This window comes from Pseudoalteromonas sp. AOP31-A2-14 (assembly GCF_052378035.1).
In the GTDB taxonomy this organism is placed as follows: Bacteria; Pseudomonadota; Gammaproteobacteria; order Enterobacterales; family Alteromonadaceae; genus Pseudoalteromonas.
Genome location: NZ_JBQSXI010000001.1, coordinates 588,922 through 612,628, shown reverse-complemented (window position 1 = coordinate 612,628; position 23,707 = coordinate 588,922). Strand labels below are relative to the sequence as shown.

Genomic DNA, 23,707 nt, shown 5'->3' with positions numbered 1-23,707 from the left:
TTAAGGCTGGCTGATGAAACTATTAATGATTGACGACGATATTGAATTATGTGAATTACTCAGTGAGTACTTAAGTGCACAAGGGTTTGAGATTGAGTCAAAGCATGATGGTAAGGAAGGCCTACAACAAGCGCTAAGTGATGATTACGCATTAATATTACTTGATGTAATGCTCCCTTCACTCGAGGGCTTTGAAGTTTTAAAGCAATTACGCCAACATAAGTTAACCCCCGTTATAATGCTAACTGCAAAAGGGGAAGATTTCGACCGCATTTTTGGCTTAGAACTAGGCGCTGATGATTATATTCCAAAACCTTTTAACCACCGTGAATTGCTTGCTCGGGTAAAAGCAATTACCCGCAGAATTGAACATATTGCCAGCGTTAATAACTCAGAAAGCACTATACTTACCGTTAATAGCGTCACTATCAACCTAGCCTCTAGACAAGCTCTGATTAACGATCAGCTACTTAACCTAACAGGCACTGAGTACGAAATTTTGGTTAAGCTTATACAACAAGCTGGTGAAGTGGTAAGTAAAGAGGTCTTGAGTGAACAAGTACTTGGTCGTCGCCTTGCGTCTTTTGACCGCTCAATTGATATGCATGTCAGTAATATTCGTAAAAAAATAGCTGAATTTAACGACCTAGAACGAATAAAAACAATTAGGGGCAACGGCTATGTCTTTATTCAAGGAGCCTAAGTTGACCCTTTTGAGCTACTTAAAGTCACCCCATCATTATTTATTTTTTAAAGTATTTAGTTGGTTTTGGCTGACCGTTATTGGCACCATGGGCGCACTGTTTTTTTTAAGTAACTTAGCTACTAACACGGTAAGCAATGAGCCGCTACATGGTCCAATGCAAAAAAATTTACTTTATACCGCAAAGGGGATCGAACGCAGCACCGTTAAACACAAAAAATCTTTAAGCGAAGTATTTAACCACCCTAGACTAACTAAACGTAAGTTATTATATTTAAGCTCCGAGCAACCCGATAAAATATTAACGAGTCGCGAAGTTCCCGAAAATGTTGATTTAAGCCTATTAAACTTTACCAAAAACATGCCCGCTCAAGTTATTTTTACTGAGCACTACCAAGCATTTGGCCCAATTGAAATAACCACTCCTGAGGGAAATTTTTATTTATACGAGATAGATGCAAACCACCAGCCCCCGTTTTTTATCCGTTTAAAATTATTACCAACTTGGCTAAAAGTGATGATTGCTTTTGCAGCCTCGCTAACTTTAAGCTTTATATTTAGCCGTAATTTAATTGCGCCTATCAATAGTTTAAAACAAGCAGCAATTAAACTCTCAGCAGGAGACTTAACCGCCAGAGCAAAACTTAACCCAGAACGCCAAGATGAGCTAGGCGTATTAGGACGCGACTTTAATAGTATGGCTGAGCAGCTTGAGCAGCTGATCAGCGCACAAAAACGCTTATTGGCTGATATTTCTCATGAGCTACGTTCGCCACTTACTCGCTTAAAAATGGCAACCGGCCTTGCACAAATGCAAGCAAGCGAGGCTAACCAAGGTTACCTACTACGGATTGAAAAAGAAGCTAACCAGCTCGATAAAATGATCGCTGATGTACTTAAAGTTTCACGCCTAGAGGCAAAAAGCCAAGCTCTTCATTTAAATCATCAGTCTTTACAAGTTATTGTTGATCACGTATTGAATGATGCAACATTTGAGGCCAAGCAAAATAATAAACAGTTGCTTGTAAATGGCAAGTTTAATGTCACGATAAACTGTGATGAAAGCTTAATAGCCAGCGCTCTTGAAAACGTACTGCGTAATGCAATCAAGTATGCCAAGCACACGATTACCTTAACATTATCGCAAGCTGAAACTGTTTATATTGAAATTTGTGATGATGGCGAAGGCGTAGCGCCTGAAAATTTAACCAAACTATGTGAGCCATTTTTTCGTCAGTCTCATGCACGGGATCGTACCAGTGGCGGTACAGGATTAGGCTTAGCTATTGCTAAAAATGCAGTAGTAGCGCATGGCGGTAATCTAGTACTTAAAAACCAAGCAACAGGCGGTTTATGCGTTAGTATAACACTGCCAATTAACAGTAAAATTCAAGTAACTAAAAAGTGACTATGTAATGTTTTATAGCAATGAAGCGAACCTTAAAAACAATATATCTACCATTGATGATTTTTTTACTGATACTTTAGCTAAGCATTACCTCGCTACTTCACATGGGCAGCTATACTACGCTTACGCTATTCCAAGTAATGCTAGCACCGCCATTATAATCAGTTCAGGGCGTATTGAAGGGCTCGATAAGTATAAAGAGTTATTATGGGAATTGTATAATAATAACATTGCAGTATTTATTGTTGATCACCAAGGGCAAGGACGTTCGTATCGCGGCTTAAAAAACCCTCACAAAGGCTTTGTAAAAGACTTTAATGATTATGCCGCCGATTTAGCGCTGTTTAATATAAAGGTTGTAGATAAACACTGGCAAGGAAAAAAAGTGTTATTAGGACATTCAATGGGCGGGGCTATTGCCTATGATTATTTAGCCCGCTTTGAGCATAACTATAATGGCTTGTTTTTATCCGCACCAATGTTTGATATTTACACTAAAGGTACGCCCAAACCACTAGCTAAATTGGCAGCTAAAGTGGCCTCATCAGTAGGTTTATCTGGCTGTTACGCGTTTGGCCAAGGCGACTATCATGCTGACGACTTTGCTATAAATACACTCACGAGTAGCGCTGCAAGGTATGCTTATTTTCGTGATGTGTATCAACAAGCGCCTAGCTTAAAACTTGGCGGAGTAACCTACGGCTGGCTTAATGCGGCTTTTACCTTTATTAGTAAGGTTGATAGCCTCAATGTGGATATCCCGCTTTTTATTGCCAGTGCCGAGCAAGATGTCGTTGTAGACAACCAAGCCCAACATAAAATAGTTAAGCGGCTAACTCAAACTAAATTAAAAACTTATAGCGCAGCTAAACATGAATTACTATTTGAGCAAGATAACGTTCGCCGCAAAGTGCTTAGCCAGCTTTATGCTTTTTGTACTGGGTTATCTTGATCACAAATAGAAAGCGGATCGAGATGGATTAAAATATCCATTTCACTTTCAAATCCTTTTTGGATCATAGCCACCACTTCGTCTGCCACGTTATGTGCTCTGATTAATGGCATCTCGTCTTTAAGTTCTAAATGAAGTTGTATAAACTTAATTTTCCCGCCCTGCCTAGTGCGTACATCATGAACACCAAACACATCATCATGAGCATTCGCGATTAAAATAATTTCAGTTTTTTCTTCATCAGGAAGCTCTTTATCCATCAGATGATCGGCGCTTTGCCCCGCTATATCCCAACTGTTATAAAGTAAATAACCTGCTACACCAATAGCAAATATAGGATCTGCGAACATCATTCCAGACTGCGCTAGTATAATAGCAAGCAACACCGCGGCATTTAAAATTAAGTCACCTTTATAATGAACCGAGTCAGCTTTTATGGCGATAGACTCAGTATGTGCAATCACTTTTTGTTGCACAAAAACCACCACTAAAGTACATACAATCGCAAATATACTAACCCAAATCCCCAACATTGAGTGCGTTAAAACAACCGGATTAAACAAGCGCTCAACACCATGAAACGCCAATAAACACCCGGAACCAGCTATAAATGCAGCTTGACCAAGTCCAGCTAGTGCCTCGGCCTTACCGTGACCAAAGCGGTGATCGTCATCAGCAGGGCGAAGCGCGTAACCAAGCACTAAAAAGCTCATAGCGGAGGCAGTTATATCCATTAATGAATCGGTTAACGAACCCAACATTGACGCAGAGCCAGAAGCAAGCCACGCCCAACACTTAGCTGCAATCATTAAACTAACCATTACCATGGTCACTATGCTGGCTGTTTTTACCCAAAATTCATAACTGCGGTTTTTCACATTAATTTTCGCTTTAACGTTTGTGATAGTTAAGTATTATACCACTTCGTGTATACTCAAGCGCGCTAAAAAGGCTTATTAATAAGGAAAAACATGCTTGATATCGTCTTATACCAACCAGAGATCCCCCCTAATACGGGCAATATTATTCGCTTATGCGCTAATACTGGGTTTTCTTTGCACTTGATTGAGCCATTAGGTTTTGAATGGGATGATAAACGCGTAAAGCGCGCAGGCCTTGATTACCATGAGTTTAGCCATGTACAACGCCATGTATCGTTTGAAGCTTACTTAGCAAAATGCCAGCCTAAAAAGGTTTATGCGTGTACCACCAAAGGCAGCCAGTTTCATCATCAAGCACAATATCAACAAGGCGATTGCTTAGTATTTGGCCCTGAGACACGTGGTTTACCTGACGAATTAATACAGTCACTACCTCATGAGCAGCGTGTGCGCATTCCAATGCAGGCAAATAGCCGTAGCATGAACTTATCCAATGCCGTTGCCGTTTTTGTTTATGAATCGTGGCGTCAATTAGGTTTCCCAAACGCACAATAATCATGCACGTTATCTTAACTGACGTGCTAAAAAATGACTATTGTCACTCATGTTTTATTTGGCTCACAAGGGAGAATTTGGAAAAGTGCTTAAATATCGACATGGTGGCTGAAAAAACAAAAGCTCATGTGCAAACTTATATTGCTGTGGTTGCATGTAAGGCTATTATTAATAAAGGAAGAAAAGAACTAATAAATACTAGGGCGTGTTGATCTTTGTGGTATGAAAAACAAACAGCATGAAGATAAGGTATAATTGAATTCGCCAGAAAACTTTACACCGAACCTACATGCCAAGATTAATGTTAACAGACGGGACATGGAATGTCTTATCAAAAGTAATGTACTTAAGTGGTCGAATTTATAATAAGCCCAACCATAGAAAAACGCTCGAAGGCATACTGTATAAGATGCGCACAGGTATTCCATGGCGAGATTTACCTTCTGATTTTGGCCGTTGGAGTGCTATCTACAGACGGTTTAATTTATGGTCCAAAAAAGGGATTTTGAATGAACTGTTTCGCGCATTATCTCGTGATGCGGACATGGATTGGGTCTTCATTGATGGCAGTATTGTCAGGGCTCATCAACATAGTTGCGGTGCAAGAACTGCTGACAATGAATCAATTGGAAAGAGCCGAGGTGGAAATTCTACGAAAATTCATCTTGCAGTCGATAGCGGAGGGTTGCCTGTTTATTATGAATTATCCTGTGGGAATACGCATGATATCGTCCATGCAGAGTCACTCGTAGCTAATTGCCCAACAAGTAATATGGTTGTCGCAGATAAAGGCTACGACAGTGAAAAACTGAGAGCGTTTGTTCGTGATAATAACGCTACACCCGTTATTCCACGTAAGGGCAACAGTTTAGTAGGCAATGAAGATATTGACTGGTGCATGTACAAATATCGGCACTTGGTTGAGAATGCATTTGGCCGTATTAAGCAATATAGAGGGATAGCCACGCGGTATGAAAAGCTTGAACGAAATTATCATTCAATGCTCGCTTTAGCATTTACTATGATGTGGCTACCAATGTGGGCTGATTGATATATGTACTACAAAGATCAACAGCCCCTACTCATTTCTATAACAAGTAGTATTTATTAGCTATAAGCATAAAACGATTAATCGCGGAAATTTTTAAACTGGAATGGTTGACCTAGATCAGCACCGCGTACAACTTGCATTGCTTCTTGTAGGTCGTCACGCTTTTTGCCTGTTACACGCACTTCTTCACCTTGAATAGCCGCTTGCACTTTTACTTTCGAATCCTTGATAGCTTTAACTACTTTTTTAGCCACGTCTTTTTCAATACCTTGCTTTAAAGCCACGTTACGGAATACATTTTTACCCGCACGAGAGATCTCTTGTAGCTCAAGACTTGATACATCCATTCCGCGCTTTGATACTTTATTAGCTAAAATATCAAATAACTGCATTACTTGAGCATCAGCTTCAGCTTTGAGCTTAATGGTTTTGTCGTTCAGCTCAATAGAGGCATCAACCCCTCTAAAATCAAAGCGAGTGTCAAGTTCACGATTCGCGTTATCTACCGCATTTTGCGCTTCGTTCATTTCTACTTCAGATACAATGTCAAATGAAGGCATGAGTTTCTCCTAGCAAATATTTAAAATTAATATAGTAGTGATTATACCTGTAATTTAATAAATCTTTGCACCTTTGTGAATGTTATTCAGGTGCGGTACTAAATATATTTGATATACTGCCGGTTCATTTTTAAGCTATTTAGGATTTTCTGTGACTAGGCGAATTTACCAAGCACTATTTTTACTCAGTATAGTGGCCTTCACATTTTTGTTTGCCAAGGAGATCAAAGGCGCTGCAAACTTATTTCCTCACGTAGATAAAGTCGCGCATTTTGGTATTTTTTTCATTCTAGCCGTCGTGATGGACAAAGCATTTAAAATTCCTTTATGGCTACAAATATTAGTTTTAGCAGGTTACGGTGCGGCTATTGAAATAATGCAAGATATGCTGCCATATCGCCGAGCTTCATTTGCTGATTTTGTTGCCGACTTTATAGGCGCAGCAAGTTACTTTGCCATTAAGCTAACTTTTCATGTAGGGAAAAAAAACCGCGATGGCTAATATCTTAGTTGTTGGCGATGGCGCAATTGGTTTGTTATACAGCCACTTTTTAAGTGCTGAGCACACGATAACCCTTGCCACCCGAAGTAGAAATAGCCAAACTAAGTATACTTACCAGGCAGGCTTCGAAAAAAAAGCAATCAAGGTTAATATCGTAACAAACGAAATACCCAATAAGCTTATAAAAACCCCTTTCGATACTATTATTTTCGCTGTTAAAGCTTACCAATTAGTAGATGCGTTTAACCAATTTATACCTTATACAGCAAACACCTGTAATGTGGTTTTGTCTCATAACGGTATGAGTGATTTATCGTCACTACAAAGCCAATTAAAAACAGAACAAGGTTTATATTTTTTAACCACTCGGCTGGCGGGTTTTAAGAATTCACCAACCAATGTGATACATACAGGGTTAGGCGAAAGTGTTTTGGGCAGCTGTAACCAACAAGCAACAAAACAAAAAGAAGCAGTAAGCAAACAATTGACAGCCATTCCAGAGCTCTACTTTAGCGAACAAATCGAGCTGTTACGTTTTAAAAAATTGCTTATCAATATAGCAATAAACCCACTGAGTGCTTTATATAACGTAAAAAACGGCGCACTTCGCACTCCTTATTTTAGCGGGAAAATTCTTAACCTTTTAAATGAAGCCTGTAATGTAGCCAACGCCCTAGGTGTTAAAGTAATCCTTAGCGAAGCACTTCAACAAGCTTACCTGGTAATGGCTGAAACCCAAGATAACTACTCGTCAATGCAGCAAGATATGGCTCATAATCGCCAAACTGAAATAGAGGCAATGTGTGGGTTTATAAGCGAGCAAGGAAAATTATTAGCCATAAAGACCCCATGCAATGATGAGTTATTATATAAAGTACTAAACAGCTAATTTTAACAGGAGCTCCGCCGATTTTCTGTAGGCATGAGGTTATCTCGCGCTGTTGGCCCAACATCAAACCTTTTGCGTGGCGTAAAGTCCCACTTACGCAAGCTTAAACATCAATATCATGTCGTAGATTTAGCGTAATACAAGGCGCGAACTTGTTTGTGCGTGCCTTTTGCTTTCTCGGGGTAAATAACCATAAAAAAATGCGGTGTTAAACCGCATTTTTATTCTTATATAGCTCGTTAGTTATGGTTATGGGCGGTAAACCTTAACATTATCAAAACCTTGTTCGTGTAAAATAAGCGCTTGAAGTTGGCTCATCACACCTTTAGCGCAGTATAGATAATAGTCTTTATCTGTTGGTAGGTCACCAAACTTGGTCGCTAAACGGAAAAACGGTAAATGCACAACTTCTGTGTCATCAATTTTAAGCGGTTTAGCATCTTCTTCCTCTGGCGAGCGAATATCAACAACCACAGCACCGGCAGGTAAGCTTGTTACTGCTTCAGCTTCTTTAAGCTCTTGTTTAGCCTGTACATCAATGTCACGTATATCCATAATACGAGCATTATCGACAACAGTATCTAATACATCAAAATCAAATTTTTGTTCTTCGGCTTGAATTACACTTAACTTCGCTTTTACTGTTGGCTTTTTCGAAATCACACCACAATATTCTGGCATCGTTTCGGCCATTTCAGCAGTGCCGATTTTGCGGGCAATATCAATAATTTCTTGTTTATCATGCTGAATTAACGGGCGAAGAATTAAAGTCTCAGTGACCCGGTCAATAACACTCAAATTAGCTAGTGTTTGACTTGATACTTGACCAATACTTTCACCAGTAACCAGTGCATGCACGCCAAGCTTTTCCGCTACCTGACTACCTGCGCGCATCATCATACGTTTAAGTACTACGCCCATTTGGCCATTTTCTACGTTTTCGAGAATTTCGGCTACCACAGGTTCAAAGTCAACACTGATAAACTTAACTTTATGGGTGGAGCTAAACTGCTTCCAAATATAGTAGCTGGCCTGTTTTACACCAATCTCATGGGCTGCGCCGCCAAGATTAAAGAATAAAAAGTGCGTACGAGCGCCCTTTCTGATCATTTGATAACTGGCAACACCCGAGTCAAACCCGCCAGACATTAACGATAAAACATCTTCTTGAGTCGGCAGAGGGAAGCCCGCCATACCGTAATGTGTATGCGTAACGATATACGCTTTGTCATCTTTAATTTCTATACGAATTGTTACTTCAGGACGGCTTAATTTTACACTTGCGCCATCGACATGTTGATTTAAACCACCACCAACATAACGCTCAACGTCTGTTGAAGTAAACTCATGCTTACCTTGGCGCTTACAACGTACACAAAAGGTTTTTCCAACAACCGAGTGGCCAATCATATCGAGTGCTTTTTCGTAAATATCGTGCAGGTTTTCGTAGTTGGTTTCAGTTACTTCAATAAATTGCACTATACCAGGAATACGTTGTAGGCCATCAATAAAATCAAGACGCAATTGGGGCTCGTCTGATTTGGTAAGCACGGAGATGTTATCCCAGTTGTTTTTAACTTGTACTTTATCGTCAAGCTTGCGCAAAACAATTTTAATATTATTTTCTAACACTTTAGTAAAGCGTTTACGAACTGAACGGCTTTTAATAGCGATTTCAGGATGAAGTTTGACGATAAATTTAAGCATAGTTCACTCGTTAGACAATTTAAGATTTCATGCGCCCAGTACTGGGCGCGCGATTATAGCAAAAATCTAACGGCTATGAAATAACCTCTTAAGCCGACTCTGCTTGCTTAGCAAGTTGGCTATAATTGCTTTTTAGATGATTAATTTTTGGCAGGCTAGATTCCGTACAATAACTTTTAAGCAACATCAGAACCTTTAAAATACCATTGTAAATATCTTGCTGGAATAACTCACCGCTTAAACGCCGTGCTTTTACATAAGGTGTCCAAAAACTCACAGTAATTTTTAGCATGTGAGCAAGCTCCAATGTATCTTCATCGTCAACATTAATAACGCCACCATCACGCAGTCCTAAAACAATGTTACGCACTTGCTTTAACAAAGCGGATTGGAATTCTATATACTCTTTTTTTAAGACCTCATCACGCGATAAAATATCGCCTAGGTTGTCGTAAAAAAAGTGGAATTGCCACATTAGTTCAAATAATGAATCGAGGTAGCCAGTTAATAAATCAAAAGGATCATCATTTTCATTTACAGGAGCGAACTGAGTATGTAAGTGCTCACTATAAAGTGCGAAGATGTGTCGTATAATATCTTCTTTATTTTTAAAATGATAATAAAGATTACCAGGGCTAATCCCCATATGAGAAGCAATATGATTGGTAGTAATTGCCCGTTCACCATATTGATTAAACAGCGCAATACTAGTTTTTATAATTTTATCCTTGGTGCTCATATCGATTTACTCAGATTGTTTTTAATACGGATGTTCAAACTTTGTTCAAGAAAGGTCGAACATTCAGTATAAACAAATTAGAACCATTAAAACACCTCCTTGTAAATTTCTAACTTAAAAACGATAAGCACCTGAATAATTGAAATAACCTCATTTGCTGACCTCAATAGAAAACACTGTTAATATAACAAGCAAATTTATACTGAGCCGAAATTTATGAAAGTCACCGCTATTTATCCTGGTACCTTTGATCCTTTGACCAACGGCCACACTGATTTAATTCAGCGAGCAGCAAAAATGTTTGACACTGTTATTGTTGCTATCGCCCATAATCCAACGAAACAGCCCTGTTTTACGTTAGATGAAAGAGTGGCACTAGCAAATACCCTACTAAACCATATAGATAATGTCTGTGTTATTGGTTTTTCAGGTTTATTAGCTGATTTAGCCCGCGACCATCAAGCCAATGTATTGATCAGAGGTATCCGCGCGGTTTCTGATTTTGATTACGAATTTCAACTTGCCAACATGAATCGCCGACTCAACCCTGATTTAGAAAGTATATTTTTAACCCCCGCAGAAAAAAATTCATTTATTTCTTCAACTTTGGTTAAAGAAGTCGCCAGACATAAAGGTGATGTAAGCGAGTTTGTCAACCCGCTAGTCGTTAACGCATTACAGGAAAAGTTCCACGGATGAAATTTAACAAGCTGATGCTTTCGCTTACTCTTTTCTCTACCTCAAGTTTAGCGCAGCCGTGGATAAGTAGTAATGATACAATGCTTAGAGCCTCAATAGAAATGTTAGTTAATCAAGGCGTTATTAATCAACCGATAAATACTTACCCACTAATGTGGCAAGGTATTGCCCGAGATTTAGCGCAACTTGATAGTAGCCAACTAAATGAACAGGTGTTTTTTGCTTACCAACATGTGAAGCACGCATTGGAATTTGCCAAACAAGGCAGTAGCTCTGGTTTTCGTGCTAACTATAATAGTGCGCCTGAATTATCGCAAAGCTTTGGTGAACGCAACCAGCAACAAAGTGGTATCAATAGTTATGGTTCGATTACTGGCGACCGCGTTAGCGCGAAAGTAAGCGTTAATTATGCTGACCAAGCGCTTGATCAAAAATACATTAACTATCATGGTAGCTACCTTGCCGTGTTATTTGGTAATTGGTCGGTTAGTGTAGAACAAGTTGATCACTGGTGGGGACCGAGTAACGATAATGCTCTCATGCTTTCAAATAATGCAGCTCCTATGGAAGGGCTGCGTTTTACCCGCGCAAATAGCCAGTACGCCGGACCAAATTGGCTATCGTTCATTGGTAATTGGCAACTTACGGGCATTTATGCCAAACAAAAACCCATACAAGATCAAACAAATGATGGTAATTATTGGGCATTGCGCCTTGCAAGTACACCCATTAACGGTCTTGAAGTTGCCATAAGTAGTAGTGGTTCGGATTTTTTAACCACGACTTCTTTTAAGCAAGCAACCCTCGATGAAAATATACAACAGACAGAACACCGCCTCAGTAGTATTGATGTTAAATATTCAACGAGCTTATTTAATCAACCGATTGCTGTTTACTCTGAATTAATGGGCAAAAGTAAAAGTGGCATACTACCCAGTTCGCCTTTTTATACCCTTGGTGTAGAAAGTTACTTTGGCAGTTCTGCACAATTAACTAAAGCATATTTAGAATATTCAAATACACAAGAGCTATGTGAGCTTGATTGTACTTACGGTAATAACTATCAAACATTACAGCAAGGTAGCTATACCCAAAAAAGCCGCCTTATCGGCTCGTCAACACCACAAAATAGTCAGTCATGGGTTCTAGGAGCACAGTACTTCTCACATGATGGCTTTGGAGCATATACAAAGCTACGCTATATAAGTGCTGAGTCAGTAATAGGTAATCTTAATAATCAATATTTAGTACAGCGTTTTAAACGCCTTCAACTTGAAACAGGCTATCAGCAAGGTGTATTTAATGGCCTGTGGAAAGTAGCTGGCTCAATTTATCAAGATGAATTAGGTGATGAATCAAACACCGATACAGCCCTTAAAACCAGCTGGGAATACCGCTTTTAAATATCTGTTTATAACGTTATTCGAGGCTGACTTTATTGTAGCCTCGAAATCACTTATACGCTTTAGTCAGCCCTAACAAATTCTTGTTGGTTAAAAGCACTATCAACATCTGAACCCCATAAAATTGATAGCTTCTCTATACCCCCCCAAAACCACTCGTGTTGATAGTGCAGAAGATACTAAGTATCAACAATATACGTCGCTACATATAAGAACATGTGACAATTTTATGTAGAGTTTTACAGGATGGTTTTAAGAAAGCTTCTTAATGAAAGTCCCAACGCATAGGCCGGTAACTTCGCCAATAAAGATTTACACAGACTGATTTGTAAACGTGCTACTAGCACTATATTTTGACTTGCCGGTATTTTTTGACTTTTTCATTGTGATGAAGTGAGCGAGCATTTAACTGTATTTATACTAAACGAATAAATACCCCATAATATCCAAGGTTCAGGATTTTTAATTAAATGTATAGCATAATACATTAAGAGATATAGAACTGAATTAATAGATAGGCCAACTATTAAGCATAAAATGAAACTAGATCGGGAGAACAGGTCATACCAGACAGATAAAGATATAAAAAAACGCACAGGGATAACCGTACGTCTTTTATATCCAGGGATTTTAAGCCACGTTTTTACACGGGATCTCCGTACTATTACTTGGCCTCAAAATATATTCCATTGCGACTTCATCACAATTATGTTTGCGTAAACACAGTTCACAATCTTTCATTACCTTTTCAGGTAAGCTTTCTTTAGTGCAGAATGTGAAACCTTGTTTTTCAAAGAAATCAGGTACTCGCGTCAAAACAATAATACGGTTTAGGGCCAGCTTTTTGGCTTTTCCTAATAAGTGTTCAACTAATTGCCGACCCTGCCCGCTGACGCCCGTTTCAGGGTCGATGCCTAGTGAGCGTATTTCAGCAAGTCCCGTGTCATATATATAAAGTGATGCACACCCTGCCACTTTAGAATTAACCTCAGTAATAGCAAACTCATTAATCGAGTGCACCATATCACTTTTAGCACGCGGTAAGTTTTCACCTGCGGTTGCCCAGTGCTGAATTAATTTAGCTATCGATTCAACATCATCTAAGTTAGCGTCACGCACTAATATTTGCTGTTTTTTTTTGGCGCTTTTAACTGCTAAACTCACTTGCTCTAACGATGTGCCGCCCAATGCTTGGCGAGCTTTTATACAAGCGTCTATTTCTAATACAGGATATACATCTTTCTCAAAAATACTATGCACAGATTTGAATTGTTCTAAACTTAAATCTTCTAAGTTATTCCCTTGAGCAATAGCCATTTGTACAAGTACACCAACAATGTGATGGCCTTCTCTAAACGGAATACCTTTGGCAACTAGGTAATCAGCTAATTCAGTCGCATTAGAGTGACCTCCTTTAGCCGCAGCAAGTGTACGCTCGCCATTAACTTTTACACCTTTAATACACGCTTGTGCCATGTGTATACACGCAAGCCACGTTGGCATTGCGTCAAACAGACCTTCTTTGTCTTCTTGCATATCTTTATTATAAGCAAGCGGCAATGCTTTTAAGGTCATGGTCATGCTGCTGAGTGCACCAAAAACACGCCCTGTTTTACCACGAATAAGCTCAAGTGCGTCTGGGTTTTTCTTTTGTGGCATCAGTGATGAGCCTGAAGTTACATTATCTGCAAGCTCTATAAATCCGGCCTCACCTGAATTATAAAATATCAAATCTTCGGCCATACGCGATAAATGGATCATCGAAATCGATGCGCAACTTAAAAGCTCAACCACAAAATCACGGTCTGAAACAGCATCTAAACTATTTTTAGTTGCGCCGCTAAAGCCTAACTCTGTAGCCAGTGCTTGACGGTCAATTGGGTAAGCAGTACCCGCTAATGCACCACTGCCTAGTGGGCTGTAGTTTAATCTTGCTTTGGCATCACTTAAGCGGCTTTCATCACGCTCGATCATTTCAACGTACGCCATACACCAATGACTGAATAGTAAAGGTTGGGCGCGCTGTAAATGAGTATAGCCCGGAAGAATAGTGCCAAGCTCTCGCTCAGCAAGGCTAATAAACTCGCCTTTAAGTTGTGCTAATGCCTCAAGTAGGTGATCCGCGGTATCACGACACCACAGTCTAAAATCAGTCGCTACTTGGTCGTTACGGCTGCGTCCAGTATGTAGTTTTTTAGCTAAATCACCGACTTTTTCAATTAGTGCAGCTTCAACATGAGAATGAATGTCTTCTGCACCTGAAGTCGCAACCGCTTGTGGATTCGCTTTTACTTCGTCTAATAACTCATAAAGTGCTGCAACTAACGTTTTATGCTCTTCATTACTCAAAACATCAACTTGCTTTAAGGCGCCAGCCCATGCGACAGAGCCAATAATGTCTTGCTCTGCTAGTTGATAATCAAAGGGAAGTGAGTCGTTAAATTGCTTAAACGCCTCATCTGGACCCGTAGAAAAACGCCCGCCCCATAATGCCATTAAATCTCTCCAAACCCTTAAATGACTCCGCTGCGCCTTATTAATAAAGCACAGCGGAGCTAAATTAAATTACTTTTTCGTCATCGCTGAAATTCTGCTTGAAAGCGAGAATAAACGAATAAACCCTTCAGCATGCGACTGGTCATAAACATCGTCCGCCCCAAAGGTTGCAAAGTCTTCACTGTATAAGCTATTTGGTGACTTTTTCTGAATCGCTGTCACTTGACCTTTGTAAAGCTTAAGTACCACCTCACCTGTTGCAAGGGTTGAAAGTGCTTCGGCTCCCGCTAAAATTGAATCTTTAAGCGGTGTGAACCAACGACCATCGTATAAAAGGTGCGAAAACTCGCCGCCTAGTACTTCTTTCCACTTACGGCTTGATTTATCAAGCACTAGCTCATCAATAGCTTGCAATGCAGCCATCATTACTGTGCCACCTGGAGTTTCATAACAACCACGAGATTTCATACCCACTAAGCGGTTTTCAACAATATCAACACGGCCAATGCCATGAGGTGATGCAATATCATTAAGCTTAACTAAACAGTCATACGGCTTAAGTTGCTCACCATTAACGGAAACTATTTCACCTTCAACAACGTTAAGAGTCACTAGCTCTGATTCATTGGGTGCTTGTTCTGGTGAATTAGTCCACGTCCATACTTGCTCACTAGGTTGACACCAAGGGTCTTCAAGCTCGCCCCCTTCATGAGAAATATGCCATGCATTGGCATCACGGCTATAAATTTTAGTCGCGGATGCAGAACAAGGAATATCACGATCTGCTAAGTAATCAAGTAATGACTCACGGCTTGTTAAGTCCCATTCACGCCATGGCGCAATTACTTTAAGTTCAGGCGCAAGCGCTGCGAAACAAGACTCAAAGCGTACTTGGTCATTACCTTTGCCCGTACAACCATGAGAAAGCGCATCAGCACCCACTTTACGTGCAATTTCAACTTGTGCTTTAGCAATTATAGGTCGAGCCATTGAGGTACCTAACAAATAAGTGCCTTCGTAGATTGAACCCGTTTTAAGAGTCGGATAAATGTACTCACTGACCATTTCATCCTTTAAATCTACGACATAACATTCAGAAGCCCCTGAGGCGATAGCTTTTTCTTCAACACCCTCTAGCTCTTCAGCACCTTGGCCGACATCGGCTACAAACGCAACAACTTCACAACCGTAGTTTTCTTTTAACCATGGCACGATAGCCGACGTATCTAAACCACCAGAATAGGCTAATACAACTTTTTTAATAGAACTCATTGGTGATACCTTACACAAAATTTGGATTTAATAACGAAACAAGCAGAGCGTTTTGCGCATGCATACGGTTTTCTGCCTGTTGTATAATTTTTGACGCCGGGCCATCCATTACTTCAGAGGTAATTTCAAACTCCCGATGTGCAGGCTGACAATGCAATACAGTGTCAGCTCCTGTTTGTTCAAGTAATGCTGTATTTAATTGATACGGCATATACTTTTCTTTAACTAGATCAAGTGGCGTTTCATCGCCCATTGACACCCACGTATCAGCATACACCGCATTACAGCCAACGGCGGCTTCAACACGGTCGCTTACCATTACTGATGCACCATTCATTGCCGCAATTTGTTCTGCTTGCTTTAAAATTTGTGCATCAGGTGAATTACCTTTAGGGCACACCGCTACAAAATCAGTACCCAATGTCGCAGCCAATAACATTAACGAGTGAGTCACGTTATTACCCTCACCTAAGTAAGCAAGTTTTAACTGACTAACATCACCGTACACTTCTTGTAGGGTTAAAAAGTCAGCAAGTGCTTGGCATGGGTGATATAAGTCACACAAGCTATTGACCACAGGGACACTTGAGAATTCAGCTAGCGTGGTTAACGTTTTATGCTGATATACCCGCGCGACAATGCCATCAGCCCAACTTGCAATATTCAATGCAAAATCTTTAACTGATTCGCGTGCGCCCATGGCGCCATTTTGCGAGTCTAAATAAACCGCATGGCCACCTAACTTATTAATACCAATATCAAACGACAAACGTGTACGTAAGCTTGGTTTTTCAAATAAAGTAACCACTGACTTGCCCGCTAATGCTTGGCTAAAATCAACTGGGTTTGCTTTAATTTTTTGCGCTAACTCAAGTAGTTTAAGTGCGCCTTGTTGGTCCAGTTCTAGACCTGATAAAAAATGATTAAACATGTAAAACCTATGGTGTAATTTTTGTTCCAACGTGCTCGCCAATAAGAAGAGCCGCTAAGTTTTCTGGCTTTTGCCAACTCGAAATGTATACACCGCGTCGTAAATGCTGGGCAGCAAGAAGGCTAGTCTTAACTTTAACCTCCATTCCGCCCAAAATGACTCCGTCTGCAATTAATGTATTGATCTGATTTGTATCCAATTGATGAAGCGGTTGCTTATTAGCATCAAGCACGGCCTCTACATCGGTCATAAAAATAACTTCTGCATCTAACTCCTTTGCTATTGCTGCCGAGGCTTCATCAGCATTAACATTATACCATTGGCCATCTTCACCAAAGCCAACAGAGCTAACTAATGGCAAACGTCCTTGCTCTAAAAGGCTAGGAATAATACCAGGCTCGCCACTGGTACATTGACCGACCTGCCCTAATGCTTTTAGCTTTTGCGAAGCAATAACTCCTGCTTCATATAAACTAAGTCCTACAGGTTTATGGCCTGCAACAATTGCTTGGCTCATTAATTGTTTATTAGCACAGCCTGCCAGCGCACCGACTATATAAGGCATTTGCTCTTTTGGACTAATACGTAAACCTTGGTGCTTAGCACTAGCAAAACCTGCATCAGTAAGGCACTTATCAACTAATGATCCACCGCCATGAACAATAACAAACTGCGCTTGGGTTTGTTTAGCCAATACTTCAAACAACGCTTTTGCGGCATCTTCTGTATTGAGAACCGCACCACCGAGCTTAATGACCCATGTTTGCATTACTTACACCCTTTAAGCCTGTGCTATGGGGTAAGCCCATAGCTAAATTAATACACTGAACTGCTTGGCCGGCAGCGCCTTTTAATAAGTTATCAATTGCGGCCATTACAATAAGTTGCGTTCCTTGTTGCTGCCATGCAATATCTACAAAAGGTTGTTTAGCCACCCCTTTAATTGACGGGACTTTATTGCCGAGCAATCTAATTAATGGTTCATCAGCCAATACTTTATAAGCTTGCGTAACTTGTTCAGTTGTTACACCTGCTTTTAACTGCACGTAAATTGTTTCTAAAATACCCCGAGGGAAATTCCCTAAATGCGGTGTAAACAACACTTTATGACCTAGATGTAGCTCAATTTCAGGACTGTGGCGATGCTTAAATAATCCATAAGGTGTTAAGGATACTTCACAAAAATGAGTACCTACACTTGCTTTACGACCCGCCCCTGTAACACCTGAAACCGCATTAATAATAATCGGCTGTTCGGCCAAAAAACCAGCTTGTTGTAGCGGCTTTAAAGCATTAAGTGCTGCAGTTGGATAACAGCCTGCCACTGCAATTAACTTCGCTTTAGCAATTGCATCGCTGTTCCACTCAGCAAGACCATAAGCTGCATCAGCGAGTAGCTCGGTATGTTGATGCTCAAAACCATAATAGGTTTTATAATCTTCATTACTACTTAAACGATAACCACCGGATAAATCGAAAACCTTCTTACCCATGGCTAAAAAGCGTGGAGCTAAATCAACACTTACTTTATGGTCGGTGCATAGACATACAAAATCAGCTGAATTTTCAATGTCGTTATATGCGCTTTCGCCCAACGGTAATAAAGGCGAATCAAGCAAACCAAGGTGCTCTGGATACAAATCGCTTAATAATTTATTTTTATCTAAGCTTTGCTCAGAAACATAACAACCACTTAACGTTAATTGTGGGTGCTTAGCCACTAAACTGGCTAATTCTGCGCCGCTATAACCACTTGCGCCAATAATTACTACTTTCATTCGTTACTCTTTTTTGGTTTTGTTACATCATAGAAATTCAAATCAGGTTCGATAACACGTAAACAGGCTATCTTAAGTAATGAAATCAGTTTATCGTCGTTGTGTGAACATAGCGTTACTTAATATATTTATGCTTAAAAAGTGAATTGATATTCATCATAAATACTTTTATATTGTTATGCAATTAGAATGAATGATTATTTTGGAATTTTTTATGCCTTTACCGTCTTTTTTGTCCATGTATCAGCAATTAATTGCAGCGCCTTCAATTAGTGCTATGGATGAGTCATTAGCAATGACCAACAAAGGAGTAATTGATTTACTCGAAAGTTGGTGCACCGAACTTGGTTTTGAGTGTGAAATTACAGAGTTAGCAGGCCCAAAAGGCCGCTTTAATTTACTTGCTAAGCGTGGCCAAGGTGATGGTGGTTTAATGCTCGCCGGTCACACTGATACAGTCCCTTTTGATGATAGCCGCTGGAACTACAATCCATTTAAGTTAAGTGAACATGATAATAAATTATACGGTTTAGGTAGTATTGATATGAAAGGCTTTTTTGCTTTTGTATTACAAGCAATCAGCGAGCTTAACGAAAGCGAACAAAACCAACCTATTTTAATTTTAGCAACCGCCGATGAAGAAACCACGATGGCAGGCGCTCAGCAAATTTGTAAACACCCGAACTTAAAACCAGCGCGCTGTATTATTGGTGAACCTACTGATATGAAGCCTGTATTCACTCATAAAGGACATATGAGTTCGGCGATTCGGGTAATTGGTCGTTCGGGTCATAGCTCAGATCCTGAACGCGGTTTAAACGCAATTGAAGTGATGCATAAAGTCACTTCAAAGCTATTAATACTTAAAGAAGAATTAAAGAATAAATATTCAATTGAACATTTTGTTATACCCTACCCGACTTTAAACTTGGGTCACATTCATGGTGGCGACAATGCAAACCGTATTTGTGGTTGCTGCGAAATGCACATTGATATGCGCCCATTGCCTGGTTTAAGTGTGCAAGAACTACAAGCTATGCTACTTAATATAGCCAGCGAAATTAACAACCAATTCCCTGATGCGGTGAGTGTTATCGATATGCACGAACCCATCCCGGCCTTTACTGGTAGCACAGACTCAGCACTAGTAAAACTGGCTGAAAAAATATCAGGCGAACAAGCAATTGCTGTAAATTACTGCACTGAAGCACCATTTATTCAGCAATTAGGCTGTGAAACGATTGTTATGGGTCCCGGTTCAATCAACCAAGCACATCAACCAGATGAGTTTTTAGCGATGGAAAAAATTAAACCATCGCAAGCTATTATTAGTGAAATGATAAAAGCGAATTGTTTTAGTGAATAAATAACAACATTATTGGTGTTATGTCACCATGACACCAATATTTTTAATTCATATATTTACTAAGATACTTTTTAAATACCGGGTCTGATTTAGCGAGCTCTTTTTGCTCCACTAATATGTCTTTTAAAATTTGACCCGATGTCAATGGGTTAGCCAGTACCACTCTAAATACTACCGTCGGCTGATAATCGTATTGCTCAGGCGTTAGTCGAGTACGTGATACAAACGATCGGCCTGCTTCACGTTGGCGTTTTTGCATGCTGGCGGTAAAGCGATTTAAGGAGGCAAAAATATCAAGGCGAGTTTGCGGATCGGCTTGCGCTATTTTTTGCTTAATTTGCTTGGGCACATAACGATAGGTTAATAAACATAACTCAGGTTCAGAAATAAGCTCAAAATCATCCTCGCCTTTAATTAAGTCGGCAAAATAATGCGCTTTATTAATTGAGCGATCTATTAGCATTTCATAACCTTTACGGCCAATCACTCGCAGACAAGCATGTACTAACATTGCCATACCTGGGCGGCTACCTTCAAGGGTATGACTGCCTAAATCTTTTGAGCCTTTACGTAAAATATACTCAGCATGGTGTTCAATAGCATCGGCTGCGGCCGGGTCTTTAAATAGCACTAACCCTGCCCCCATTGGTACATACATTTGTTTGTGGGCATCAATGGTGATTGAATCAGCTCGTTCAATGCCTTTAAGAAGTGGTCGATAAGTTTGTGAAAGTAACGTTGCCCCCCCCCATGCAGCATCAACATGAAAATGACAACCTAGCTCTTCACTTAAGTCTGCCATTTCATCAAGGGGATCGATATTGCCAGTTTCTGTTGTACCTGCAACCCCTACTATCGACAATACTTTAATGCCTTCGGCTTGCAGCGCTAATGCTTTTTCGCGCATCGCACTGACATCCACCTTATTGCTATTACCAGTTTTGATTGCCACAATATTATCGCGGCCAATCCCTAGCAAGTCGACTGTTTTACCGAGTGAATAATGGCCACGCTCAGAAACTAATACCGCTAACCCTTTGTAGCCATAATGCAGCATGGCACTAACGAGTCCTTGTGAGCCAATACCTTTAAATTCACCATCGGCTTTTAAAAGTCGGTTACGGGCAATCCATAAAGCGGTAATATTTGCGACCGTACCACCTGAGCAAAATGCCCCTAAAGAGGTTTTAGCACTGTGCATACATTTACTATAAAAATGATCCTCACGACCATATGCCAAATGATGCATCATACCAAGTACTTGGCGTTCAAGTGGGGTAAAGGCTTTTGACGTTTCTATTTTTACGAGGTTTTGATTCAACCCCACCATCAATTTAGAAAGTGGTAGAACAAAATGCGGTAATGCCGAGGTCATATGGCCAATAAAGCTTGGTGCAGCGGTATGTACTGAGTGAGCCACAAGCTGATCCATAATATCTTGTGCATAGACAGACACAAATGTAGGATCTTCAGGGATCACCGCTGATTGAAAGTCTTTTTCTATTTCATGTAAGGGCTTTTCAATCGCTGCAATATTTTCATTCAGAAACCCCGCTAAATTACTTGAAATTTCAAGCTCAATTTTACTTAACGTTGAATCAGGGGCTTCAGGTACAGTAAAAACTCGCTTCAAGGATTCTTTAGAGGCGACAGCACTACGCGTTTGTTCCATCTTCATACCTACTAAGTGTAACCCACGTTAAATACGCATTAATATAAAATACCGTGGCCACATTGTTTTCTATTAATGCGCTTAATTTTACTGTAATAGAGGTAAAATGTCTTGTAAAAAGCTATAAAAGCTAACGGCTACATGACAAAAAAAATGATATATTGGTGAATTATGCAGTGTTAGCATAAAAGTTATGGTGATTCAGTTACTCTCAAATATCAATACAATAAACCGCTTATTTATAGAGACGCAAAGCAATGATAAAAGGAAATTTACATACTAATTGGATCATCACCGGATTTATTGCTTTTTTTATTAGCTTGTTCAGTTATGTTTATTACACTTACCATACCGCTCGCGCTGAGATTATGCAGAGCGTTGATACTCGACTGCTCAATGCCGCAGTGACCGTTAAACATATTTTAGGCAGTGACTATCATACTCGCTTAGATAAAAAAGCAATTAGCTTTTTAGAGTATCAAGCTAAAAGCCGTAAACTCTCTGAATTTGCTAACGCCTTAGATATCGCCTATGTGTATGCAATGGTAATACGCGATGAACAAGTGCACTTTAGCGCATCAAGCTACACCCAAGCCGATCAGCATACAGGAAAAGTAACCCAGCTACTGGATTTATACCCAGAAGCAACTAAAGCTAATAGAGGTGCTTTTTATTCTACCGAGCCAGTATTCGAGGTATCTCAAGATCAATGGGGGCACTTTAAAAGTATTTTTGTGCCTTTTACTGATAAAAACGGGACGACTTATTTAACAGGTGCTGATATAACAATTTACGACCTTAATCAGCGATTACAGCACAGTGCGACTAAGGCTGGGGTAATGGCTAGCTTCTTTTTTGCTATCGCATTACTCCTTGCTGGTATTTATGTTTACTTGGTAAAGCGAGCGATTTCAAGTGATACCAGCACCGGTTTTGCAAACCACATAGCTCTTGAGTATTACATAAAAAAATCACCTACTCACCATATGCAACTCGCCGTTATTTGGGTTAATGAACTTGAAGATATAAACAGTTTTTATGGTACTGAAATTGGTGACACCGTGATTAAAAGTTTACTCAATCACTTTGATAAGCGCCGGCCACCAGGTAGTCAATTATTTCGTTTAGCTACCAATAAAATAGTGATGATTGGTCCATTTTCGGATAGTGACAACCAGTTTTGTGACTTAATAGAAGCCTATAATTGCAGTACCCCGTTAATGACAGAACCATTTATTTACGTCACATTGTGCGCCGGTATTGCCAGTGGAAATAAATCTTTATTACTAGAAAATGCACATATCGCAGCGCTGCAAGCAAAGCAAGGTCGCCACATCGCTATTAACTTTTCTAAAGCATTACATGATGTAAAAAACCAATATCAATATAATGTAGCTATGGCAAAAGAAGTATTAGAAGCATTTGAAAATAACCGTATTGTGGCTTATTTTCAACCCATAATAGATACCCAAAATAATACCGTTATCCAGTATGAATGTTTAGCACGTATGGTTACAAGCCAAGGTAAGGTGCTAATACCGGAAGCATTTTTAGATGTAGTAAATCGGTCTCGAATGGACGGGCGATTAACTAGAACCATGTTTATGCAGTGCATTGAACGCTTTCGTAAGACAGATACTTGCTGGAGTTTAAATATCACCGCGCAAGATATACTCGATCCAAGCTTAACTGAGTTTTTAGACCATGAACTTAAGCGCTACCCCAACCCAAGTAATATCACCTTAGAAGTGTTAGAGACCCAAGCCATTGCCAATTACTCAGAAGTAAAAGCATTTATCACTATGGTTAAGAACAGAGGCGTACGGGTAGTGATTGACAATTTTGGGACGGGTTATTTAAATATATCTAACGTGCTGAAACTTGATGTTAATGCCATCAAGCTAGATGGTACGCTAATAAAAAAAATAACCGACGACAATGACATTTATCTTTTTGTAGAGCACATAGCCTGCTTTGCCACACAACTAAAGTTACAACTTATTGCTGAACATGTTGAGAGTAAAGCGATTGCTAACACCTTAAAAAAAGCTAATGTAAGCTTAATGCAAGGTAATTACTTTGCCGAGCCTATGCCTCATGTGGCTAATTTATATAATTTAAAAACTAAATAAAATATATTTTA

General features: G+C 39.8%; 21 protein-coding genes. 11 read left to right on the top strand and 10 right to left on the bottom strand.

The features are described from left to right. The first annotated feature begins 13 nt into the window (after positions 1-13). The 3 genes from ACT3S9_RS02845 to ACT3S9_RS02835 are packed head-to-tail and all read left to right on the top strand — an operon-like array spanning position 14 to position 3,063. Positions 14-703, top strand: coding sequence for a response regulator (locus tag ACT3S9_RS02845; RefSeq protein ID WP_441833821.1), 690 nt, complete (start codon positions 14-16; stop codon positions 701-703). Then, a complete protein-coding gene (locus ACT3S9_RS02840; RefSeq protein ID WP_441833820.1) occupies positions 681-2,111 on the top strand; it encodes an ATP-binding protein in 1,431 nt (476 codons plus the stop codon). The genes ACT3S9_RS02845 and ACT3S9_RS02840 overlap by 23 nt, the downstream gene beginning before the upstream one ends. A gap of 7 nt (positions 2,112-2,118) precedes the next feature. After that, entirely contained in the window at positions 2,119-3,063 is a 945-nt protein-coding gene (locus ACT3S9_RS02835; protein WP_441833819.1) for an alpha/beta fold hydrolase, read from the top strand. Here the strand turns inward: ACT3S9_RS02835 and ACT3S9_RS02830 are convergent. Next, positions 3,036-3,941 carry a cation diffusion facilitator family transporter gene (locus tag ACT3S9_RS02830; protein ID WP_441833818.1) on the bottom strand — a complete coding sequence of 302 codons (906 nt, stop codon included), beginning with the start codon at positions 3,939-3,941 and terminating at the stop codon, positions 3,036-3,038. The genes ACT3S9_RS02835 and ACT3S9_RS02830 overlap by 28 nt on opposite strands. A 93-nt stretch (positions 3,942-4,034) precedes the next feature. On the opposite strand from ACT3S9_RS02830, the gene trmL reads away from it, so the two are divergent. Together trmL and ACT3S9_RS02820 are read left to right on the top strand one after the other, a co-directional pair. Further along, positions 4,035-4,499 carry a tRNA (uridine(34)/cytosine(34)/5-carboxymethylaminomethyluridine(34)-2'-O)-methyltransferase TrmL gene (trmL, locus tag ACT3S9_RS02825; RefSeq protein WP_441833817.1) on the top strand — a complete coding sequence of 155 codons (465 nt, stop codon included), beginning with the start codon at positions 4,035-4,037 and terminating at the stop codon, positions 4,497-4,499. A 289-nt stretch (positions 4,500-4,788) separates the two neighbouring features. After that, positions 4,789-5,550, top strand: a complete 762-nt coding sequence (locus tag ACT3S9_RS02820; protein ID WP_089367531.1) for an IS5 family transposase — start codon at positions 4,789-4,791, stop codon at positions 5,548-5,550. 77 nt (positions 5,551-5,627) lie between these two features. On the opposite strand, the gene ACT3S9_RS02815 is transcribed toward ACT3S9_RS02820, so the two are convergent. Beyond that, positions 5,628-6,110, bottom strand: a complete 483-nt coding sequence (locus ACT3S9_RS02815) for a YajQ family cyclic di-GMP-binding protein (RefSeq protein WP_441993650.1) — start codon at positions 6,108-6,110, stop codon at positions 5,628-5,630. A 151-nt stretch (positions 6,111-6,261) separates the two neighbouring features. Here ACT3S9_RS02815 and ACT3S9_RS02810 point away from each other — a divergent pair, with 151 nt between their 5' ends. Beyond that, positions 6,262-6,612: a VanZ family protein gene (locus ACT3S9_RS02810; protein ID WP_441833815.1), complete on the top strand. Its 351-nt coding sequence runs from the start codon at positions 6,262-6,264 to the stop codon at positions 6,610-6,612. Further along, on the top strand, positions 6,605-7,501 hold the full coding sequence (locus tag ACT3S9_RS02805) for a ketopantoate reductase family protein (protein WP_441995348.1): 897 nt from the start codon (positions 6,605-6,607) through the stop codon (positions 7,499-7,501). Before ACT3S9_RS02810 ends, ACT3S9_RS02805 begins: the two co-directional genes overlap by 8 nt. A 249-nt stretch (positions 7,502-7,750) precedes the next feature. Here the strand turns inward: ACT3S9_RS02805 and thiI are convergent, their stop codons facing one another. Together thiI and ACT3S9_RS02795 are read right to left on the bottom strand one after the other, a co-directional pair. Then, the gene (gene thiI / locus ACT3S9_RS02800) at positions 7,751-9,208 is read right to left on the bottom strand and encodes a tRNA uracil 4-sulfurtransferase ThiI (protein WP_441995350.1); all 1,458 of its coding nucleotides are present in this window, start codon (positions 9,206-9,208) and stop codon (positions 7,751-7,753) included. A gap of 88 nt (positions 9,209-9,296) precedes the next feature. Further along, positions 9,297-9,947 (bottom strand): TetR/AcrR family transcriptional regulator, encoded by a 651-nt coding sequence (locus tag ACT3S9_RS02795; protein WP_441993042.1) that lies wholly within the window; start codon positions 9,945-9,947, stop codon positions 9,297-9,299. Between the two features lie 216 nt (positions 9,948-10,163). On the opposite strand from ACT3S9_RS02795, the gene coaD reads away from it, so the two are divergent. After that, the gene (gene coaD / locus ACT3S9_RS02790; protein WP_441993043.1) at positions 10,164-10,646 is read left to right on the top strand and encodes a pantetheine-phosphate adenylyltransferase; all 483 of its coding nucleotides are present in this window, start codon (positions 10,164-10,166) and stop codon (positions 10,644-10,646) included. Then, a complete protein-coding gene (locus tag ACT3S9_RS02785; protein ID WP_441993044.1) occupies positions 10,643-12,049 on the top strand; it encodes a capsule assembly Wzi family protein in 1,407 nt (468 codons plus the stop codon). The genes coaD and ACT3S9_RS02785 overlap by 4 nt, the downstream gene beginning before the upstream one ends. 630 nt (positions 12,050-12,679) lie before the next feature. Here the strand turns inward: ACT3S9_RS02785 and argH are convergent. The 5 genes from argH to argC all read right to left on the bottom strand — a co-directional run bounded on the left by argH (position 12,680) and on the right by argC (position 18,526). After that, complete coding sequence (argH, locus tag ACT3S9_RS02780) at positions 12,680-14,545, bottom strand: argininosuccinate lyase (protein WP_441993045.1); 1,866 nt, start codon at positions 14,543-14,545, stop codon at positions 12,680-12,682. 69 nt (positions 14,546-14,614) lie between these two features. Then, positions 14,615-15,817, bottom strand: coding sequence for an argininosuccinate synthase (locus ACT3S9_RS02775; protein ID WP_441993046.1), 1,203 nt, complete (start codon positions 15,815-15,817; stop codon positions 14,615-14,617). A gap of 10 nt (positions 15,818-15,827) precedes the next feature. Then, on the bottom strand, positions 15,828-16,748 hold the full coding sequence (locus ACT3S9_RS02770) for an ornithine carbamoyltransferase (protein WP_441833807.1): 921 nt from the start codon (positions 16,746-16,748) through the stop codon (positions 15,828-15,830). A 7-nt stretch (positions 16,749-16,755) separates the two neighbouring features. Continuing rightward, positions 16,756-17,517 (bottom strand): acetylglutamate kinase, encoded by a 762-nt coding sequence (argB, locus tag ACT3S9_RS02765; protein WP_441993047.1) that lies wholly within the window; start codon positions 17,515-17,517, stop codon positions 16,756-16,758. Next, positions 17,498-18,526, bottom strand: a complete 1,029-nt coding sequence (gene argC / locus ACT3S9_RS02760; RefSeq protein WP_441993048.1) for an N-acetyl-gamma-glutamyl-phosphate reductase — start codon at positions 18,524-18,526, stop codon at positions 17,498-17,500. The genes argB and argC overlap by 20 nt, the downstream gene beginning before the upstream one ends. Before the next feature lie 214 nt (positions 18,527-18,740). On the opposite strand from argC, the gene argE reads away from it, so the two are divergent. Further along, entirely contained in the window at positions 18,741-19,892 is a 1,152-nt protein-coding gene (gene argE / locus ACT3S9_RS02755) for an acetylornithine deacetylase (RefSeq protein WP_441833804.1), read from the top strand. A gap of 43 nt (positions 19,893-19,935) precedes the next feature. On the opposite strand, the gene panP is transcribed toward argE, so the two are convergent. Continuing rightward, complete coding sequence (panP, locus tag ACT3S9_RS02750; protein ID WP_441993049.1) at positions 19,936-21,564, bottom strand: pyridoxal-dependent aspartate 1-decarboxylase PanP; 1,629 nt, start codon at positions 21,562-21,564, stop codon at positions 19,936-19,938. Positions 21,565-21,821: 257 nt separating this feature from the next. On the opposite strand from panP, the gene ACT3S9_RS02745 reads away from it, so the two are divergent. Further along, entirely contained in the window at positions 21,822-23,696 is a 1,875-nt protein-coding gene (locus ACT3S9_RS02745) for an EAL domain-containing protein (RefSeq protein WP_441835913.1), read from the top strand. The last annotated feature ends 11 nt before the right edge of the window (positions 23,697-23,707 follow it).

Coding starts and splice junctions, on each gene's coding strand:
- panP (WP_441993049.1), bottom strand. CDS start 21,564: ATGGAACAAACGCGTAGTGCTGTCGCCTCTAAAGAATCCTTGAAGCGA.
- ACT3S9_RS02845 (WP_441833821.1), top strand. CDS start 14: ATGAAACTATTAATGATTGACGACGATATTGAATTATGTGAATTACTC.
- ACT3S9_RS02805 (WP_441995348.1), top strand. CDS start 6,605: ATGGCTAATATCTTAGTTGTTGGCGATGGCGCAATTGGTTTGTTATAC.
- ACT3S9_RS02795 (WP_441993042.1), bottom strand. CDS start 9,947: ATGAGCACCAAGGATAAAATTATAAAAACTAGTATTGCGCTGTTTAAT.
- ACT3S9_RS02775 (WP_441993046.1), bottom strand. CDS start 15,817: ATGAGTTCTATTAAAAAAGTTGTATTAGCCTATTCTGGTGGTTTAGAT.
- coaD (WP_441993043.1), top strand. CDS start 10,164: ATGAAAGTCACCGCTATTTATCCTGGTACCTTTGATCCTTTGACCAAC.
- trmL (WP_441833817.1), top strand. CDS start 4,035: ATGCTTGATATCGTCTTATACCAACCAGAGATCCCCCCTAATACGGGC.
- argC (WP_441993048.1), bottom strand. CDS start 18,526: ATGAAAGTAGTAATTATTGGCGCAAGTGGTTATAGCGGCGCAGAATTA.
- ACT3S9_RS02820 (WP_089367531.1), top strand. CDS start 4,789: ATGCCAAGATTAATGTTAACAGACGGGACATGGAATGTCTTATCAAAA.
- ACT3S9_RS02785 (WP_441993044.1), top strand. CDS start 10,643: ATGAAATTTAACAAGCTGATGCTTTCGCTTACTCTTTTCTCTACCTCA.
- ACT3S9_RS02745 (WP_441835913.1), top strand. CDS start 21,822: ATGATAAAAGGAAATTTACATACTAATTGGATCATCACCGGATTTATT.
- thiI (WP_441995350.1), bottom strand. CDS start 9,208: ATGCTTAAATTTATCGTCAAACTTCATCCTGAAATCGCTATTAAAAGC.
- ACT3S9_RS02770 (WP_441833807.1), bottom strand. CDS start 16,748: ATGTTTAATCATTTTTTATCAGGTCTAGAACTGGACCAACAAGGCGCA.
- ACT3S9_RS02840 (WP_441833820.1), top strand. CDS start 681: ATGTCTTTATTCAAGGAGCCTAAGTTGACCCTTTTGAGCTACTTAAAG.
- argH (WP_441993045.1), bottom strand. CDS start 14,545: ATGGCATTATGGGGCGGGCGTTTTTCTACGGGTCCAGATGAGGCGTTT.
- ACT3S9_RS02815 (WP_441993650.1), bottom strand. CDS start 6,110: ATGCCTTCATTTGACATTGTATCTGAAGTAGAAATGAACGAAGCGCAA.
- argE (WP_441833804.1), top strand. CDS start 18,741: ATGCCTTTACCGTCTTTTTTGTCCATGTATCAGCAATTAATTGCAGCG.
- argB (WP_441993047.1), bottom strand. CDS start 17,517: ATGCAAACATGGGTCATTAAGCTCGGTGGTGCGGTTCTCAATACAGAA.
- ACT3S9_RS02835 (WP_441833819.1), top strand. CDS start 2,119: ATGTTTTATAGCAATGAAGCGAACCTTAAAAACAATATATCTACCATT.